General features: G+C 40.5%; 13 protein-coding genes. All 13 read right to left on the bottom strand.

All coding sequences use genetic code 11. The annotated features are described in order from the left end of the window. Nucleotides 1-53: 53 nt before the first annotated feature. Nucleotides 54-2,642: a glycoside hydrolase family 38 N-terminal domain-containing protein gene (locus tag JZO85_RS04430; protein ID WP_207107317.1), complete on the bottom strand. Its 2,589-nt coding sequence runs from the start codon at nt 2,640-2,642 to the stop codon at nt 54-56. Then, entirely contained in the window at nt 2,642-3,748 is a 1,107-nt protein-coding gene (locus JZO85_RS04425) for a PTS fructose transporter subunit IIC (protein ID WP_207107316.1), read from the bottom strand. The genes JZO85_RS04430 and JZO85_RS04425 overlap by 1 nt, the downstream gene beginning before the upstream one ends. 16 nt (nt 3,749-3,764) lie before the next feature. Further along, nucleotides 3,765-4,085 (bottom strand): PTS fructose transporter subunit IIB, encoded by a 321-nt coding sequence (locus JZO85_RS04420; RefSeq protein WP_207107315.1) that lies wholly within the window; start codon nt 4,083-4,085, stop codon nt 3,765-3,767. A gap of 15 nt (nt 4,086-4,100) precedes the next feature. After that, nucleotides 4,101-4,547, bottom strand: coding sequence for a PTS sugar transporter subunit IIA (locus JZO85_RS04415; protein ID WP_207107314.1), 447 nt, complete (start codon nt 4,545-4,547; stop codon nt 4,101-4,103). Continuing rightward, the gene (locus JZO85_RS04410) at nt 4,544-6,445 is read right to left on the bottom strand and encodes a BglG family transcription antiterminator (RefSeq protein ID WP_242550211.1); all 1,902 of its coding nucleotides are present in this window, start codon (nt 6,443-6,445) and stop codon (nt 4,544-4,546) included. Before JZO85_RS04410 ends, JZO85_RS04415 begins: the two co-directional genes overlap by 4 nt. Nucleotides 6,446-6,774: 329 nt before the next feature. After that, on the bottom strand, nt 6,775-7,938 hold the full coding sequence (locus JZO85_RS04405) for an MFS transporter (protein ID WP_207107313.1): 1,164 nt from the start codon (nt 7,936-7,938) through the stop codon (nt 6,775-6,777). 167 nt (nt 7,939-8,105) lie between these two features. Continuing rightward, nucleotides 8,106-8,471, bottom strand: coding sequence for a PqqD family protein (locus tag JZO85_RS04400; RefSeq protein ID WP_207107312.1), 366 nt, complete (start codon nt 8,469-8,471; stop codon nt 8,106-8,108). Continuing rightward, on the bottom strand, nt 8,464-10,383 hold the full coding sequence (locus JZO85_RS04395; RefSeq protein WP_207107311.1) for an OPT/YSL family transporter: 1,920 nt from the start codon (nt 10,381-10,383) through the stop codon (nt 8,464-8,466). The genes JZO85_RS04400 and JZO85_RS04395 overlap by 8 nt, the downstream gene beginning before the upstream one ends. 86 nt (nt 10,384-10,469) lie before the next feature. Continuing rightward, nucleotides 10,470-11,888, bottom strand: coding sequence for a dipeptidase PepV (gene pepV / locus JZO85_RS04390; RefSeq protein WP_207107310.1), 1,419 nt, complete (start codon nt 11,886-11,888; stop codon nt 10,470-10,472). A gap of 616 nt (nt 11,889-12,504) precedes the next feature. Beyond that, a complete protein-coding gene (ppdK, locus tag JZO85_RS04385) occupies nt 12,505-15,132 on the bottom strand; it encodes a pyruvate, phosphate dikinase (protein WP_207107309.1) in 2,628 nt (875 codons plus the stop codon). 204 nt (nt 15,133-15,336) lie between these two features. Next, nucleotides 15,337-15,837 carry a YehS family protein gene (locus tag JZO85_RS04380; protein ID WP_207107308.1) on the bottom strand — a complete coding sequence of 167 codons (501 nt, stop codon included), beginning with the start codon at nt 15,835-15,837 and terminating at the stop codon, nt 15,337-15,339. Nucleotides 15,838-15,953: 116 nt separating this feature from the next. Beyond that, nucleotides 15,954-16,325, bottom strand: coding sequence for a DUF1304 domain-containing protein (locus JZO85_RS04375; protein WP_207107307.1), 372 nt, complete (start codon nt 16,323-16,325; stop codon nt 15,954-15,956). 198 nt (nt 16,326-16,523) lie between these two features. Beyond that, entirely contained in the window at nt 16,524-18,272 is a 1,749-nt protein-coding gene (locus tag JZO85_RS04370) for a glycoside hydrolase family 13 protein (RefSeq protein WP_207107306.1), read from the bottom strand. Nucleotides 18,273-18,542: the final 270 nt, after the last annotated feature.

Here is an 18,542-nt window from a genome sequence, read left to right as displayed (position 1 = left end):
TTACTCTTCCTTTACTAAAAGACTGAGATGATTGGTATCATCCCAGTCTCAGGTTACTTGATTAAGAATGTAACAACACTGTATGGATCAACTATTTCTGTATACTCCAAAGGTTCTTCTACTGCATTGATTCGTAAAACCTTGTTTCCAATGAATAGCTCCCTGACTGGTAACTGGATTTCATTAGCCGTCGGGTTCTCAAAACGCACGATGAAAGCAGAAGAATCATAATAGGAACGATGCAGACTACTAATGAATAATTCTGTTTCACCAAAATCAAGTAGGCTATACTCTTTTTCCTGAAGTGACAGCTTCGTTTCAAAGGTCTGGATTTTATTATCGATTCGCTGTACGAAATAATTTAATGCTTGTTTTTGATAAGATACGGATGGCTGCAGCAACTGATTTTTCCAATGATGGAGTTTTTCTACTGGTAGTACAGACGCATCAATTCTTAAATCGAAATCAAAACGAATATCTTGTCCTAACTGTTGAGCCAAAGGTGTCTCCATCATGATATGACCTTTTTTGGTTGTATCACCGGAAGCACGCCCTGGTCGATACAGCAGATCAGGTTTTCCCAAACTATCTGTTGTCGCCAATAGCGTAACCCACAGTCTGTTCGCTTGATACTCATATTCCTTACTATCCTGAGTAAAAAGTGTCAATCGATAATCCGGTGAAAGACCACTGACAATTTTCTCAAAGGGATTCACATTCACCGGCATTTCGGAATAGATTTCTTCCCAATTTTCCAGCGGCTGATTTTCACGAGTGATCATACCGAATGGCAAGCCCGCTTCCGCCTTCACAAAATCCTGCAGACCTCTAAGCTGCAAACGAACTCGATGGTTCATGATGGAGTTTTTGAATGTAATTGAACCGGAAAGCTGTCCCTCTTTTTTCAATGTTAAAGTCATTTGATAAGAAAAAGTAGTGTTGTACTGTCCTGCTTCTCGATCAGTCATCGTTTTAGGCAGCTTCATTTGACCCTGCAAGATCATCTTTTGCTGTCTCTCCTCAATCAAGCATTCGCAACGATCAAAGCGCAATGTTTCTTCTACTCGGTCTTTGTTTGGTGAAAAATCATAGGTGTCTCCTGCATTGCCTTCTTCTACTAAAGAAAGAAAATCTTTGAAGACGGTACCTTGGAAGTTCAGATTAACCACACCATCCATAAACTCTACTGAAAGCTCTTTGCTAGAGATTTTGCTTTCTTTACCCACATATCGTTTCAACTCGTTTTCCGTTTCTTCAAAAGCGAAGACTTTATAACCTAACCCCGGCAGCTCGCAAGTTAGTTCAACCGTTAAAATGTAATATCCCGGTTCTGTGATATAGCGATTGCCAGCAGGTGTCTCTTCCAAAATATTCTCTCGACTAGCAACAAATTCTTGTTGGACCACGACTGACTCAGCGGTTAAAAATTGCACATTTGGTTTGGATGAAAGCACCGTGACCGTTTTAGTACCCTTAAATCTATTTGGCGAAGTATTTACTACCAAAATTTCATTTTGATTTAGTGCCAAATAATCAGCCAATTGTTTTAAAATCGTATTTTCTATACTATCGCAAATTTCTTGTGCTTCCTTTAAGCGATGCTTGATATCTTCAGCAACACTATCTGAAACACATCCTGCCAAGCTGTCATGGGCTTGCGATTCTAATAATTTTTTCCATGCCAACATTACTAAACGATTACTTAATTTAATTCCGACTTTTTCTGCCAACACCATTAATGGCTCGATTCGTTGAATCAATTTGTCTTCTAAATGGAAAATCATTTGCTTTAAATCCATTCGAACAGACCCGATAGTTTTATGCACACGAGCCAGAACCGGCTCACGGAATTCTCCAGAATAAATTTCCAGCTCTTGCTGCTTCACATACGCTAAAAAATCCTGGTAAGTGCTGACTTGATAGGTATATTTTCCTAACTGATTGATTTTTTCAATCTTTTCGGTAAAGTCATGAATAATTGCTAACTGATCATTTCCAGAGGGAATCAAAATCTCACTGTCAGTATATTGCTTAATAAAATCGATTGCCGGATCAAGACGACCATCGACGTACTCCGTTGTAGGCTCCAATAACATGCCTGTGCCATATCCTTGAGGTAAGTTCAAAGCGGTCACTTCTGATTTCCGGTTCAAGCCCCGCCATTTGAAATAGGGTGATTTGACATGTTTATTCAAATGCAAACCACGCCACATTATGATGCTTTCCAATCCTGCCTCTTTTAAAATCACTGGAATCTGTGCATTAAAGCCAAAAGTATCAGGCAAATAACCGATTGGCATATACTCTCCGTATTTCTTGCTTTCAAAAATACCGATCATTGCGTTGCGTAAAACCGCTTCACCAGTAGTAAAGAACGCATCCGATTGTGTATACCACGGACCAATAAACAATTGCTTATTGGTCACCAATTCCTTAATGTCATCTCGGCGCTCTGGATATAATAGTAGATAGTCATCCAAGATCGATAATTGACCATCTAAAACAAAACTTGCTTCTGGATGCTTTTTCAACTCATCAATTGCGTCTGAGAACAACTGGTCACTTAACACTAAGGCATCCATTGAGGTAAAATACCACTCACGATCCCAATGAGTATGATTTACAATATGAACGTTTGTCATTAGCTCTCCCACTCAGCTTCATCAAAAGTGTACTCTTCTTCTTCAATCGGATTCAAATCAATTCCTTGATCATTTTTACGTAATAACACACTGGATATCGCAACAAACAGTGCACCTGTTGCAATCGACAAAACATAGATTGGCCATTTTTCAACAGTAAACCAGCCATAAAAACCACTGATTGGAGCTTGGTTGACCGCACCTAGACCAACTGCCATCGCCGAACCGATTGCTGAACCAATCACAGTTGACGGAATAACTTTTAACGGACTTTCAACAGCAAATGGGATCGCTCCCTCACTGACACCGACTAATCCCATAATAATTGCTGACTTTCCGGCTTCACGTAATTCTGTATTGTATTTTTTCTTTGCAAAAACGGTTGCCAGCCCAAGTCCGATTGGTGGAATAATAATCGCTACTTGTGCAGCAGTATTTGGTGCATATACTTGACTAGTTAATAAAGCCATCGCCGTTGTAACCGCGGCTTTGTTGACGGGGCCTCCTAAATCAAAGCCGACCATCGCACCGACGACCGCTGCCATGATAATTTGATTTCCACCACTTAAGCTGTTCAACCAGTTCTCCAAACCAATATTCAAGGCAGCGAACGGAACCCCAATAATATAATTAATGATCAATACAGTCGATAAGGTTCCTAAAACAGGAATCAAAAAGACCGGAACGATCGATGCCATTGATTGCGGTAATTTCACATGGTTACGAATCCAAAGGCAAATGTACCCTGCAATCAATCCTGCTGCAATAGCACCTAAGAAGCCAGCATTGATATCCTTCACCAGCATCCCGCCTACTAAACCAGGTACAATTCCCAGTTTGTCAACAATTGAGTAAGCAATAAATGCTGAAATGACAGGGAACATTAAACCTAGCGCGGTCCCGCCAAAGCCATCAATACTGTGAAGCAGACGTATAAGTCCATTCGCGCTCTCTGCGTATTTCGCATCCCAAATATCAGTCAGTCCGTACAATGAACCACCCACACGGGATATTGCCATAATGACGGCACCTGCAATTACCAATGGAATCATGTAACTAATCCCGGTCAACACATGATTTTTGATTTCCGACAACACTTTCTTCATTATCTATTCCTCCTAATTAATTATTATCGACTAAGGCCAATGCGTCACTGATTACTTTTTCTGCATCCTTGATCGGCGCCGCCACAGGAACCTTCAGAATCTTCTTCCCAGCGAAACGTTCCTCATCACGAACTTTGGTATCTACTGCAAAAATTACCACCTCACCAATCTGACAGTCCTTTTCTGTCAAAGCATTATCAATTCCTGTCGCACCTTGCGTCTCTACTTTTAATAGATACCCCTTCGCTTTAGCTTCCTTTTTCAATGCTTGCGCCGCCATAAAGGTATGAGCAATTCCTGTCGCACATGCTGTGACTGCAATAATTTTTCTTTTCATAGTTTTCTCCTCCGTTTAACTTAGAATTTCTACAATTTCATCAGCCTTTGTTGCTGTTTTTAATTTTTCTACGACGTCATCATCCATTAGCTTTATCGCAATTTCAGAAAGAATGGATAAATGAGTTTCCCCTTGTTGACTATCCGGTATAGCTAGCATCACTACTAATGACACAGGCTTTTCATCCAATGCCTGCCACTCCACTTCGCTTTCTAATCTGGCAAAAGCAATTGCTGGCTCCACAACAGTTAATGATTTCCCATGAGGAATCGCGATACCATTTCCAACGCCCGTGGTTGAATGTTCTTCTCTTGATAAAACGGAGGAAACAAAGACCGCTTCATCTTTTAATAAACCTTCGGCAGACAACATTTTAGCCATTTCTTGAATAGTTTCTTCTTTCGTCGCAGTTTTTAATGCTAGATTCACACGATTGGTGTTTAATACTTCTAATACTTTCATTCTTTAAGTCCTTCTTTCAAATAAGCTAAAATTTGTGGCGCATCTCCCTTTACTAGATAGCCCTTTTCGTTTTCATCAATAATTTCTAACAAAGAATCAAATATTTTTTCTAATTGTTGGGGGTCCTCATCTTTTACACAAAGAAAAAAGACAAATCGAACATTCGTACTTCCCCAAACAAGCTCATTTTTCAGTCGTAAAAAACTGATCGCTGATTTTTTGACAAACTCAGGATTTCCATGAGGTGTCGCAAATTTTTCAAAAGAGGTATAAGAAAAATGCTCCCGTTCTACAGCGCTCTTTATTATCTCTGTCGAAGCATATCCTTTCTCAACTAATTGCTCGCCGATAAATGCCAGCGCATCCTCCATTGTCTGAAAGTTTTCATCTAAGAAAATCAATTCTTTTTTGATCAGGCGGCTAAACTCATAATTGCGCTGACTGATTCCTTGATTTTCCTGTAATAATTGTTGAATTCGCTGGCGGTCGATTTGGCTAAGAATTGGGGAAACGACTAAAAGCCGCTGTTCTGGCAACGAGATATTCACTGTAGAAAGAACCAAGTCCTCTGAGATGCTAGTATTGTATAGCTCCTGTACCGAAAGTATCCGATTGATAATCAGTTCTGGAAACGCTCGTTTAATTCTTGCAGCTAGCAGCTGTGAGGTTCCTTTCCCACTGCTGCAAACCAGTAAAACTTCAATTTGAGAATCATCCTCAGATTTCATTCGCTCTCGATGCGCTTGTAAATGTACGGCCATATAAGCAACCTCATCTTCTGGAATAAACAACCGATAATGCTTTTCCAGCTTCTGCTTCAAGCTCAATGCCTCATCAAACGAGATAGGAAAATTCTTTTTGATATCCTGCGTATAAGGGTTATTAACAGGCAATTTATTTAAGATTCGTTCAAGGGCTAGCTTGATATGTTGGGATAAGGTCATGATGGCTTCCCGATCATCGAGACTCGTATACTGTTTAATAATTTCAGTAACTGCATGTTCATCAATCCGCGATTCCTTCACCAATTCTTGATTCAGGTGATTGAAATATATTTGAATATAGGTAATTTCAAGCTCAGGTATTTGAATCTGAAAAGCTTCTTCCAATTTAACAACCAGTCCTTCCAGCACTAGCTCCTTTTTCTTCCCCTCAGTGTCTTTTTGGACATTGATCAGCTGATGATCTTTGATTCGTTCTACCGCAATCAGCAAATGTAAAATCAATGATTGATAATTCAAATCGCTGATCCGAATATCATTTTGAGAAATGAACTGCTGCAAAATGATATTGATCTGCTTTAAGTAGTCAATATTGACAAAGTTTTGAGCAAAACGCGGCACGCCTTCAATCAAATGTAAAAACTGTCCATTCTGATTAATAATCTGCCAGTTTTGTCCCCAAAAATAATGAATCAAATCCAACGCTAGTTTTCTGCGTTCATACTCCATGATGTTCAAAAAGGAGCCCTTACCAGGAATCTTTTCAATTGTCACATGGAAATAAGCAAAAATTTCATACACTTGAACCATGTCTTTCTCTAAAGTTGTTTTGCTGACAAATAGCAAATCGGACAAGTGGGCTAAAGTGAAATATCCCGAGTTGTTCAAAATTTCAAAACAAAGGTATTGAACCCGTTCTTCTCTAGTATTTGGCACATCACGATCAGTCTGCTGATTTAACAATTGATAGCCAAGCGTTTTATCACCTAGAATAGAGACACCAATTTTTGGCTTTCGACTTAGTACTAAATCACTCTCCTTCAAAAAATCGGCTATTTTGTCTAATGATTTTGAAATGGTCTTATTGGATAATTTCATTTGTTTAGAAATTTCGGTGATCGTTAGTTGATCATTTTTTAATAAAATTGCGAACACCTCATAGTCACGTTTATCCATTTGAATCACCCATTCCCTTTCCTGTATTTATCATATGATGAAAGCGTTTTTTAGAAAACACTCTCTTTTACACCATTCAATCCTGTAAAAAGTTGGTATACTTTTTCAAAGCAGCTTTTACTGTATCATTTACTATCGCCAAAGCATATTAAAAAAGCGGGCAAAGAATCGTGTTTACGACTCTTCACCCACTTTTTAGCTGTTAAATACAAAACACCTGCTGTTTCTTGAAATTTCAAAAAGATTTTATAGCGCCTCATACTAGCCCTCAGCACCGGATAAGCAACACCGTCTGTTCACATCATTTGCTTTTTATGCTAAACAACGAATTATCGCAAATTGGTTGCTTGAACTGTTTTTTCTAAAATAATAGTCGAAGCGAACACGATACCACCGAATAAAAAAAGTAAATACGGAAAAATCGTCAACGTAAAACGATCTGCTAATACACCTAATGCAGGGGGTAAAAAGGTCGTTCCTGTATAAGCCAAAGCGAGCTGTAAACTCATGATACGGGCAGAATTTTTTGTGCCAAAGCGCTCGGGGGTCTCATGAAGCATAGTCGGAAAGATCGCCGCAGAGCCTAGTCCAGTAAAAATGAAACCTATTGCTGCAAAATTGCCTTTTCCTATCATCAGAAAAACTACACCTGCCAACAAAAAGCCTTCACTTATGTAGAGCAATTTACGACTAGATAAGAAAAATGTGAAAAAACCAGCCGCAAGTCGGCCAACGGTCAAACTAGCATAATAGCTTGAAGTCATAAATGCTGCAGTCGAAATGGGAATGTCTTTTACTTTAACTAAAAAGCTGCTGCCCCATAATCCCATACATGCCTCGACGCCAACATAAAAAATGAAGCAGATCAGTGAAAAAATCACTCCCGGCTGCTTGAACAAAGTCAAGAGCGAATCCTGTGCTTCCAGCGAGTGGGCTGCCTGCTTCGGCTGCTTCCACTGCTTCCGAGTAAAATAAACAACCGTAACTAAAATGAATTGCACTCCAGCTAAAACCAGATATCCGCCCCGCCAATTTTGATTTCTTAAAAAGACACCCATAATAATCGGACCAAGGGTTGCCCCTATCCCCCAGAAGCCATGCAGCCAATTCATATGATGAGCCTTATAATGCAGCGCAACATAATCATTCACCGCAGTATCAATCGCTCCTGCTCCCAATCCCAAGGGAATCGCACTGATAATTAAAAAGACAAAATTCTTTGAAACAGAAAAACCACACAAGCCAATCACCGTAAAGAGAATGCTGCAAACAATTAAATTACCGACTCCGATTTTTTGAATCAGCTGATTGGTTTGGAAACTTGAGAGAATCGTTCCAATGGAGACCACCATGGCAATGATTCCGGCAGAGCTGGCGGCTACATTAAACTCTCCATTCATACTTGGCCAAGCAACCCCTAAAATAGAGTCCGGCAATCCTAAACTAATAAAAATCAAATAAATCAATCCTAAAAACAGTATACTTTTCTTCATTTTTACCTCATTTTCTTCTCTAAAATCAGAATGTCATTTATCTAACCTTATTGTACAGGAGTATAAAATTTTTAAAACGTCTCTTTTAAAAGAGTTTAGGATTTGTATGTTTTTCAAAACATGCAAGAAAAATGACCTTCAAGCGGCTTCGCTTGAAGGTCATTTTTTTATACTAATTCAATATATTTTTCATTCTTCTCTAAATGATGTAAATAAATCAATAAACGATCATACAACTGATCATTGGCTTCTTCAATGGCAGCGCCAAGGTTTTCACCAATTTCTTTAACGGTTCGTTTACCATCGATTTGCTGAAGAATGAAGCTGCCGTATTTATCCAGCTCCATCTCAGAAGTTTCTGGGATCTTATAATGAATCTTGCGTAAGACTCGTTGGATCCAGGCATTTTGTTCGGTGATGACAAAAACGATGCCATCACGAATTTCATAATGCAGTCCTTCTTTGATTCGGTAAACACGCTTTAACAGCTCTTCCGTTTCCGGATTCACAGCATTTGGCTGTTGATTAGTCATTGTGTTTCACTTTCTTCACACTTAACAACGGCGCAATGATTGCAACGATTAAGATTGCAAGCAACAAGAATGCTGAACCATTAGAACCTAAGAAGCCTGTTGGTGTTCCTGGAGTTACTACGCCCGTTACTTGTAAAATGATTCCGATCAAACCGATAATTGAACCACCAGCGATCAAACCAGATGACAAGCTGACACCAAGAGTAATACGTTCTTCTGCAACTTCTTCTGTTTCTTTTTTGTTTAATTCATCAATTAAACGACGGATCAACGCACCAACTAAGATGATTGAAGTTGTTGAGATTGGTAAGTAGAAACCAATCGCGAATGTCATGATTGGCACCTTCATGAAGTGTAAAACCACACCCATTGCGATACCAGCGATGATCATGTGCCAAGGCAGAGAGCCAGACGTGATCCCTGAAGTTAATGTTGCCATCAAGTTTGCTTGTGGTAAACCAAATGGAGGGTTAGAACCAGTGATTGCTAATTGTGGTGACAAGATAACCATCATACCAGTAACGATTACCACACCTACAATATTAGAAATCAAGAAGTAACGACGGCCTTCATTGAAGTTTCCGCCCATTACAAACGTAACTTTTTGTGACTGAGCATAACCGCCGGCTACTGAAATGGCTAATACGATAAATGTACCAAACAACAGTAATTGTTGCGTGTTTTCAGCTGAAGTCCAGCCCATCATTACAAATACTAGCGTTAAGATAACCATTGAAGCGATTGTCATACCAGATACAGGTAAGTTTGATGTACCGATCGTACCAGTCAAACGACCTGCAACGATAACAAATAGGAAGCTTAAGATAATGGATAAAATACCTGCTACAAGTGCCATTGCAATACTTCCAGTGATCACAAATCCCATAACGATACCGATCACAGCACCTACGATCAATGGCAGCATGCCGCCGCCTTCTTTTTCAGAACCGTCTTTGCGGCCTTTCAAAGTTGCAGAGATCGATGAAATGATGGTAGGGATCAATTTGATCGCACCGATTAATCCACCAGAGATCATCATACCAGCACCGATGTATTTAACATACGAACCAGAAATTACGGCAAAGTTTGAAGCACTCAATAGTTGAGACGCATTATCCCAAACATGTGCATTGCTGTTCGCCATTTCCATGAAGTAACCAAGTAATGGTGCGATCGCGAAGTTCGCTAAGATCGAACCAGCAAACATCAAGACAGATACGTCCATTCCGACGATAAATCCGATACCTGCTAATAATGGGTTTACTTCTGTTTCAAATTTCCATTTATAGAAACTTTCATTGACATAGCTGATAACATTGTTCATGATTCCAAAGACAGAACCAGTTAACGCAGTTAAGACACCACCGATACCGAATCCGATACCCATGTATTTAAGTGAATCGCCACCAGTATCTGAAGCGACTAATGTTTCAGAAATAGCCATTGCTTCAGGATAAACCAGTTTACCGTGTTCACTGACTAGCATGTAATCTTCAACAAGTGAGAACACACCAACACCGAGTAAGACAGCGCCGACTCCGATTCCTACACCTTCGATGAAATTCACTTTACCGCCAACTAAGATTACGGCTGGTAATACGAAAATCATACCTGATGCTACAGATTCCCCACCACTAGACATTAATTGCAATAAGTTCTTCCCTAAAATGGTTTTAGGTTTTACAAATAGAGCGACTAGCCCTGATCCAATAATTGCACCTGGAATACCTGCTGCTACAGTCAAACCAGCCTTCATACCTGAATAAGCGGTCGATGCAGCAAATAGTGCAGCAAGTAAAATACCTAAAATCATAATGATTGGTGAACCTGATTTTTTAGGCTTATCAGCTACATACGGGACATAATCTTTCCCTGCTACTCCACCAAAAGCGTCTTTTGAGAGTTTTTTCATTATCTTTGAAATTCCTTCCTTACTATCATTTCCTCAATGAGATAAGGAATCCTGACAAAGACAGGATCCCTGTCTCCCATTACCGACTATTTTACTAAGCGATAAATAGCATCAGCGTAAATTGCTGTTGCTTTGAACAAGCTGTCAATCGGCATAAATTCATTTGGTTGGTGCATTACGTTTTCTTCACCTGGGAACATTGCGCCATATGCAACACCACGTTCTAGGATTCGGCCGTAAGTCCCTCCGCCGATTGATTCTTCATGGCCTTCAAGACCAGTATGTTCTTCGTAAACGTCCAATAATGTTTTCACTAATGGATCGCTTGCTGGAACATAATGAGGAGTTTTTACGTCGCCAATGATCGCGATTGAAACGCCTGCATCTTTAAGAACTTCTTCCATGTTGGCTAAGATGATATCTTTTGTGATGCCTTCTGGATGACGAACATTTAATGTAACTTTTTTGTCGCCGTCTGCACTGTAGTCGAACAAGTTCGCTGATGAAGTTGTTTCACCCATTACATCGTGTTTTGTGTAAGCATTGATTTTCTTACCGTTGTAATCTAAGTGCATATATTCAGAAATTGTTTGAATGTAGTTAGCACCATTGCCGTCAAGGTTGTAGTCAGCTAAGAAAGCTGCTAAGAATGTTGCTGAGTTAACACCAAATTTTGGTTCTTGTGCATGAGCACCTTTACCGATCACAGTAATCGTGATTTCGCCGTTGCTTTCAGCAAATTCGCCTTTGACTTCAGATTTTTCGATGAATGCGTCAAATGCCGCTTTCATGTCTGCAACTTTTGCTTCGTCGTTCACTTTAAGAACAGCTGTTGCATCTCCTGGTACCATATTCGTACGCAAACCAGAATTGAAGCTTACAAGATCAAAGTCGCCAGCTTCAGCGTTGTCTTTGTTTGCAAAAGTCACTTCATAAGATAAAATTCCTTTTTCACCATTAATGATCGGAAATTGTGCATCTGGAGAAAAACCAACCTTAGGCATTTCTTCAACTTCCATATAACGGTGGATTCCAACCCATTCACTTTCTTCGTCAGTACCGAAGATAAAGCGAATTTTCTTAGAAATAGGTAATTCTAAATCTTTGATAATACGCATTGCATAATAAGCAGCGATTGAGGGTCCTTTATCATCGGCTGACCCACGTGCGTATAATTTTCCATCTTTGATGACTGGTTCAAATGGATCTGTGTCCCAGTTATCGTCAACGGGAACAACGTCAACGTGTCCTAAAAGCCCAAAGGTTTCTTCTCCATCACCGTATTCGATGTGACCCGCTACGTTTTCGATATTTTTCGTCACGAAACCATCGCGTTCGCCAAATTCCAATACTTTACGTAAAGCGGCTGCTGGTCCTGGTCCAAGAGGTTCTTCTTTTGTTCCATGTTCCACATCGCGAATACTGTTGATACGAATAAGATCGCCTAAGTCTTTCAGTAAGTCGTCTTTGCGTGCTTCTACTTCTTTTTGCCAATCAATTGTCATTGTTTAATCCCTGCTTTCTTTTTTTTATAACAGATTGTTAAACCTGTTAGATTCATTAGAAAGATCATGTCTAAATAGAGTTCTCCAATTTTGACAGCTTAGAATAACCTTCTTACTTAACGACGAATTCACGGTCCCTTTTGGGGATGCAATACGTCAAAACAATCAACGGAAAAGACCGCTCATGAATGTCAAGATGTTATTCTATGATTCCTAATTCCGCAGTTTGTTTCACCTCCCAAGTCAGCATTATACCGTATTTTTATTCATAAGTCATTGTGAAAAAACCACCATTTAATAGAAAAAAGTTGATTTTCATTAAAAATAAAGCTTTCACGTAAAAAAACATGTTATTCAAGCTGACCAAAAAAGAAGCTGTTTTATTGTGACATGACATATTTAAAGCCTATAAGAAGTATAACGAAGGTTGAATCCGTTTACAAATTATATTTCATTCATTTAAGGGCGATCTTTCTCATCTATTTGTTATCTATAATTAATTTTAAGTTTTTGAATTTTCCTGTTAATAACAAAAAAAAGATAGCCTAATAAAAAGCTATCTCTTTCCAAATTCATGCTGTTTTTTAACCAAAAACTAATATACGTGTTTTTTTATTCAAGATTCCGATGACAAATCGACCGCTGATTGAGCCAAGGTCATTTTTGCCTGAGGAATTCTAAATGGTGAACAAGAGATATAATCGATCGCCAAATGATTTAAGAAGGCGATTGACTTCGGATGAGCTGCCGCTTCACCGCAAATTCCAATCTTCAGTTTCGGATTTACACTTCTCCCGCCTTCAATGGCCAGCTTCATCAGCGCTCCGACTCCTGATTCATCCAATACTTGGAATGGATCATCCGCGAAAATCCCTGCTTCCATATATTGATTAATGATGCGCGGTGAATCATCGCGAGACAGTCCCAGAGCCATCTGAGTCAAATCATTGGTGCCAAAGCTGAAGAAGTCCGCATGTTTTGCGATCTCATCTGCTACAAAACAGGCTCTTGGAATCTCGATCATGGTACCGATTTGATAGTCTAGCACTTGCTCGTGCTCCTTGAGACTCTTTTGGATTGCTTCTTCAATCGATGCACGCACGCGAGCAAACTCCTGCGCATCAATGGTAAATGGAATCATGATTTCTGGTTGGATCGTAAAGTCATTTTCCTTCGTCACTTCGCAAGCCGCTTCAATGATCGCCTCCGCCTGCATTTGATAGATTTCTGGATAAGCCACGCCTAATCGCAAGCCGCGAAATCCTAACATTGGATTGACCTCCGCCAGATTATCCGTTTTCCGCTTCACTTCATTAAAGGTCTTACCTAATTCTTTTGCGACCTCGCGGCATTCATCTGATCCTTTAGGCAGAAATTCATGCAGCGGCGGATCAAGTAAACGAATCGTCGTCGCTTTGCCCTGCGCTGCTTCATACATAAATTTAAAGTCCTGCTTTTGCACTTCCTTTAAATCCTTCAGCACTTCTAAGCGTTCGTCCAAACTATCTGCCAAAATCAATTGACGGAATTGCAGCAGACGGCTCTTTTCAAAGAACATGTGCTCTGTCCGAGCCAACCCAATACCGACTGCCCCTAAGGACATTCCTGTCTCGATATCATTTGGTGTTTCGGCATTTGCACGGACTCTGATTTTCGCATGACGATCCCAAATTACATGCAGCTCATCTAACGCGACGGTATTCGTTACTTCCTCCATCGGAATTTCGCCAAAATAAATGCTGCCGCTGGTTCCATCAACAGATAGAATTGTTCCTTCTTCAATGACCTTGTCTCCAACGGTCGCTTTGTTTTCTTCCAGTACATTCAATCGTTCACAGCCCACCACCGAACAGATCCCCATTCCGCGAGCGACTACTGCCGCATGTGAGGTCATACCGCCGCGACTGGTAACTACCGCTTCGCTGACTGCGATTCCTTCGATATCTTCAGGTGACGTTTCTTCACGAACCAATACGACTTTTTCCCCGCGAGCTTTGGCCTCGGTCGCTGCTTCGGCAGTAAAATATGCCGCTCCTGTTGCAGCGCCCGGGCTAGCTGCTAATCCAGATAAAAATGATTCATGCAGTTTCAATTCTTTTTCATCGAAGTTAGGATGCAACGCTGCCTCCAAGTCCTTCGCTTCGATGCGGCTGACTAATTCCTTTTCGTCAATGATTCCTTCTTTATAAAAATCCAACAGGATCGTTAGCGCCGCCTTCGACGTGCGCTTCCCACTACGGGTCTGCAGAATAAATAATTTTTCCCGCTCGATCGTAAATTCCACATCCTGCATGTCGTGATAATGCTTTTCTAAGTTTTCGCAGATACTCTTTAATTGCTGATACTGTTCCGGCAGCTCGTCCGCCAAAACTTGGATCGGTTTTGGTGTTCGAACACCTGCCACTACATCCTCTCCCTGAGCATTGATTAAATACTCGCCGAATAAACCAGGATCACCTAACGATGGGTTGCGGGAGAATACTACACCTGTCCCAGAGCTTTCGCCAAAATTTCCAAAGACCATTTCCTGAATATTTACAGCGGTTCCTAAATCATCACTGATATCATGCAGTCGACGATAGGTTTTTGCCCGTTGATTGTTCCAGCTGCCGAAGACCGCTTCGATCGCTAAATATAATTGTTCGATCGGATCCTGCGGGAATTCCCGCTGTAATTTCTTCCGATAAATCTCTTTGTACTCGCTTACAATTTGTTTCCAATGATCGGCGGTCAACTCATTATCAAATGACAAGCCGTTTATCTTTTTTAACGCGGTGATGTGGTTTTCAAAATCACTATTATCCATCCCCATCACGACATTGCCGAACATTTGCAGCAACCGACGATAACAATCATAGGCAAAGCGTTCATTCTGACTATTCTCTGCCAAAGCCGCAACTGTTTGGTCATTTAATCCAAGGTTCAAAACAGTATCCATCATCCCCGGCATCGAGAACTTTGATCCGCTGCGAACCGAAACCAATAAGGGATTGTCTAAATCGCCAAACTTCTTCCCGGTTTTAGCAGACAATTTTTCAACGGCCTCCATCACCTGATCCTTCATTTCCGGAATCAATTGATTGCCTTGATTCAAATAATACAAACATGCTTCAGTGGTTACAGTGAAGCCGGTAGGAACTGGCAGACCTAATTTTGTCATCTCAGCAAGATTGGCTCCTTTGCCGCCTAATAAATCCTTTTGTTCCTTTGATCCTTCTGAAAATAAATAAACCCAACGATTCATGCGCTTCTCCTCTTAAAATAGTTTTATTTAACCTGATTCCAGTGTAATACGATGATTATACAAAGTCAATAAGATGTTTATATAATTTTATTACGCACATATATGTGCAAGTAAAACAGAATTTAACGCTTTAGCAAGAAAATCGTAGCGACTCGCCTATTCTAGGCACAAAAATAGACCAGTCTAATGACTGGCCCAATTCATTTACTCCCGATAACACAAAGCTAATCCCTTTAGAAAATTCCGAGTATAATTATCGCCGCAGGGTTTAAAATTGCGGTGTCCTTCTTTCCGCAGGATCGCACCGAGCTCGCCCTTTGACGGATAAACACCGGCTTCAGCTAAAATTTCCAGCATGTCCTCACTGGTCAATGCTAAAGCAATCTTTACCTTTTTCAATAAAACATTGTTGATATGCTTGATTTCTCCGCTTTGCGGCTGCGGCTTATCCTTTGCTTCACCGCGTATTAAGGTGATAAAACCATTCAAAAATGTATCGAGAACTTTGTTATTGATCATTTTTTGATAAACGTTCTTTTCAAAATCGTCATTTTCTTCCAGATCCTGATCACGTACCTTTGTCAGCATCGCTTGCTCTTCTTCTCTAGAAATCTCCATGCCGCCTAGTTGAAAGGCCTTTACGATATCACTATCCTTGATATCCAACGCGTATCTTAACCGCAGCAATAAATCATTATTATTCATTTTTTTCCTCCGTAGCTGTCGCCTGATTCTCCTACTATACCATAAAAACGCTCTACTTCTCTCGACTCACTAGTACAAAAAAATCGACTAAGAAACAAGTCTTAGCCGAGCTTTTTTTAAACTAATTGAAGCAGAATCAGCAAAGCCGTAATAATTGCAGGCAATGCTTGAATCAAATAAATAGATTTTGTCACAGTCTTTCCGCCATAAAGGCCGACGATCACTACAAAAAGATTAAGCAGCAGCAGAACCTTTAGCCGAATGTCTCCTTGAAATAGGAATAAACTGACCAGCATCACCAGCCCCAAGCTGCCATTGTAAATTCCCATGTTCTTCAAAGCAATCTGGGCATTCTTTTGAACGACAAATTCATGGGGCATATCAAATGTCTTGGCCTGTTTTTCCATCGGTGCAAACATTTCTAGGCCCATGATCACTAAATGAAGCAGACCGATGATTCCTGAAAGTAAAAAAATGAACAATTCCATAAGTATCTCTCCTTATTCGAGTAAATGATCCCGATTTGAATGCCGTATATCGTTCCGCTAAACGACCTGTTCGCTCTATACCTGAAATCTGATATTCCAGTTCCACCATAGCCAACTGTGAACAGCTTGACATCCTTATTCGTTTCTTCATCTACTATATGCATCTTTTTACTTTTTTCCAATTAAAGCGACTCGCTATTACTGCTCTTGAATCACAAATCCATGGGGCGATAGCTGATATTCCTCCGCCTCATGATAATTCTGGCCGAATACTCGACGTCCCGCTTTTTCAACCTCAAAGGAATCCCCTTCGTTAAATGTCGCAATCACGGCTTTTTCCTTATAGCTGCGTGTCAGTGAAAAAGCCTTTTTATCATCATCATAATGCCAAGTCATGGTCCCGTAACTGAACACCTCGGAAAATTGCTTCCGTAAAGCAATCAGCTGTTTGAAAAACGTCCGAAGCTCCTCATCTTGTCCTTCCCAAATCATACAACGGCGACAATCTGGATCCATCTCGCCTTCCATTCCAACTTCCGTCCCATAATAAAGACACGGCGTCCCCTTTTGAATGAACATAAAGGTCAGAACAGCCTTCATCAAATCCTTGTTTCCTTGACACAAAGTTAAGATCCGCGGAGTATCATGAGAATCCAGCAAATTGAAGCTCACCTCATTGGTTTGATCCCGATAAAGCAACTGCTGGCGATTCATTCCGAAAATCATTTGCGAGATCGAAATCGTCTGCTCTACGAAAAAGGCCTTGATACTGTCGGTAAATGCGTAATTCATCACCGCGTGGAACTCATCTCCTTGCAGCCAGCGCTGGGAAGAATGCCAAATTTCACCTAAAATATACAGATCCTCTTTCTGCTGCAGCACCGCTTCATGAAATTTTTTCCAAAAATGATGATCGACCTCATTGGCCACGTCCAGCCGCCAACCGTCAATGTCAAATTCTCGAATCCAATAGGTCGCGATCTCCAATAAATACTTTTGAACTTCAGGATTCGCCGTATTCAGCTTCGGCATATGTGGATTGAAGCTGAAGGTGTCATAATTCAAATTTTTGGCATACTCTGAATCCGGAATCGCTGTATAGCTCGGTGGAAAGGAATCAATATGAAACCAATCAGCGTAAGCAGATTCTTGACCATGTAAAATCACATCCTGCCATTGATGAGAACTCGCACCTAAATGATTGAAGACCGCATCCAGCATCACTCGAATACCGCGCTCATGGGCCTTTTCAACCAGCTCGCGAAAAAGCTGCTTATTCCCAAAGTGAGGATCAATCTCATAATAATCCACCGTATCATATTTATGATTCGATGGAGAGGTGAAGATCGGGCAAAGATACAACCCATTTACACCTAAATCCTCCAAATAATCCAATTTTTCGATAACACCCTGCAAGTCACCGCCAAAAAAATTCTCGCGCGTCGGCTTTTCGCTTCCCCACGCTAAAGCATCCTCTGGGTCGTTTGACGAATCCCCGTTGTAAAAGCGCTCTGGAAAGATTTGATACCAAACTGTTTTTGCCACCCAATCCGGTACCTTAAAACGATCGATTTCTTGAAAATAAGGCATGCGAAAATATAAATAATCTCGACTCAATCGGTCTTCTTCATATTCAAAGATTCCCTGATCGGTGTAAAAAATCTGTGTACCGTCATAACCCGTAATGCAAAAAGCATACGCCAAGCGATGATTGGGTGCTGTTACTTCAATTTCCCAATAATCATGAGTATCCGTCGTATACGTTTTGTTCATTTCCTGCTTGGTTTGGTACCATTTTTCCTCAGCAAAGGTATAAAAATCGCCGCTGATTAAACCGACCGATTTTATCTCATTGCGACCTGTTTGCAGACGAATCCGCATCAAGTCTTTCGTATAAAGAAAAGCAAATTCGCTTTCGGGACGATGATAAATTCCTGCATAGTTCATCCCTCCACCTCCATTTCTGCATCCATTGTACCAAACTTTTTGATAACGGCTCCACTGCTATCTTTTCCCAAGTGTTTAAAAGACTTTTTTTTTCTGAAATATGCTACTATAATAATAGAAGAATGAATTTTCTTCGCCTCGTATATCGAGGATCACTCCAGGGCGTAGCATGTTTGGGGAAGCGGCTGCGTCCGTATTTTTTTGACAAAGCCAGAAAAATTTGGTTTAATAAAAACATCTTAAATTGAAACGAGGGATTATGCCATTGAA

Source organism: Candidatus Enterococcus murrayae, assembly GCF_017315985.1.
Classification (GTDB): Bacteria; Bacillota; Bacilli; order Lactobacillales; family Enterococcaceae; genus Enterococcus_A; species Enterococcus_A murrayae.
The sequence above is the reverse complement of the archived record's forward strand: the minus strand, read 5'-3'. Positions and strand labels throughout refer to the sequence as shown.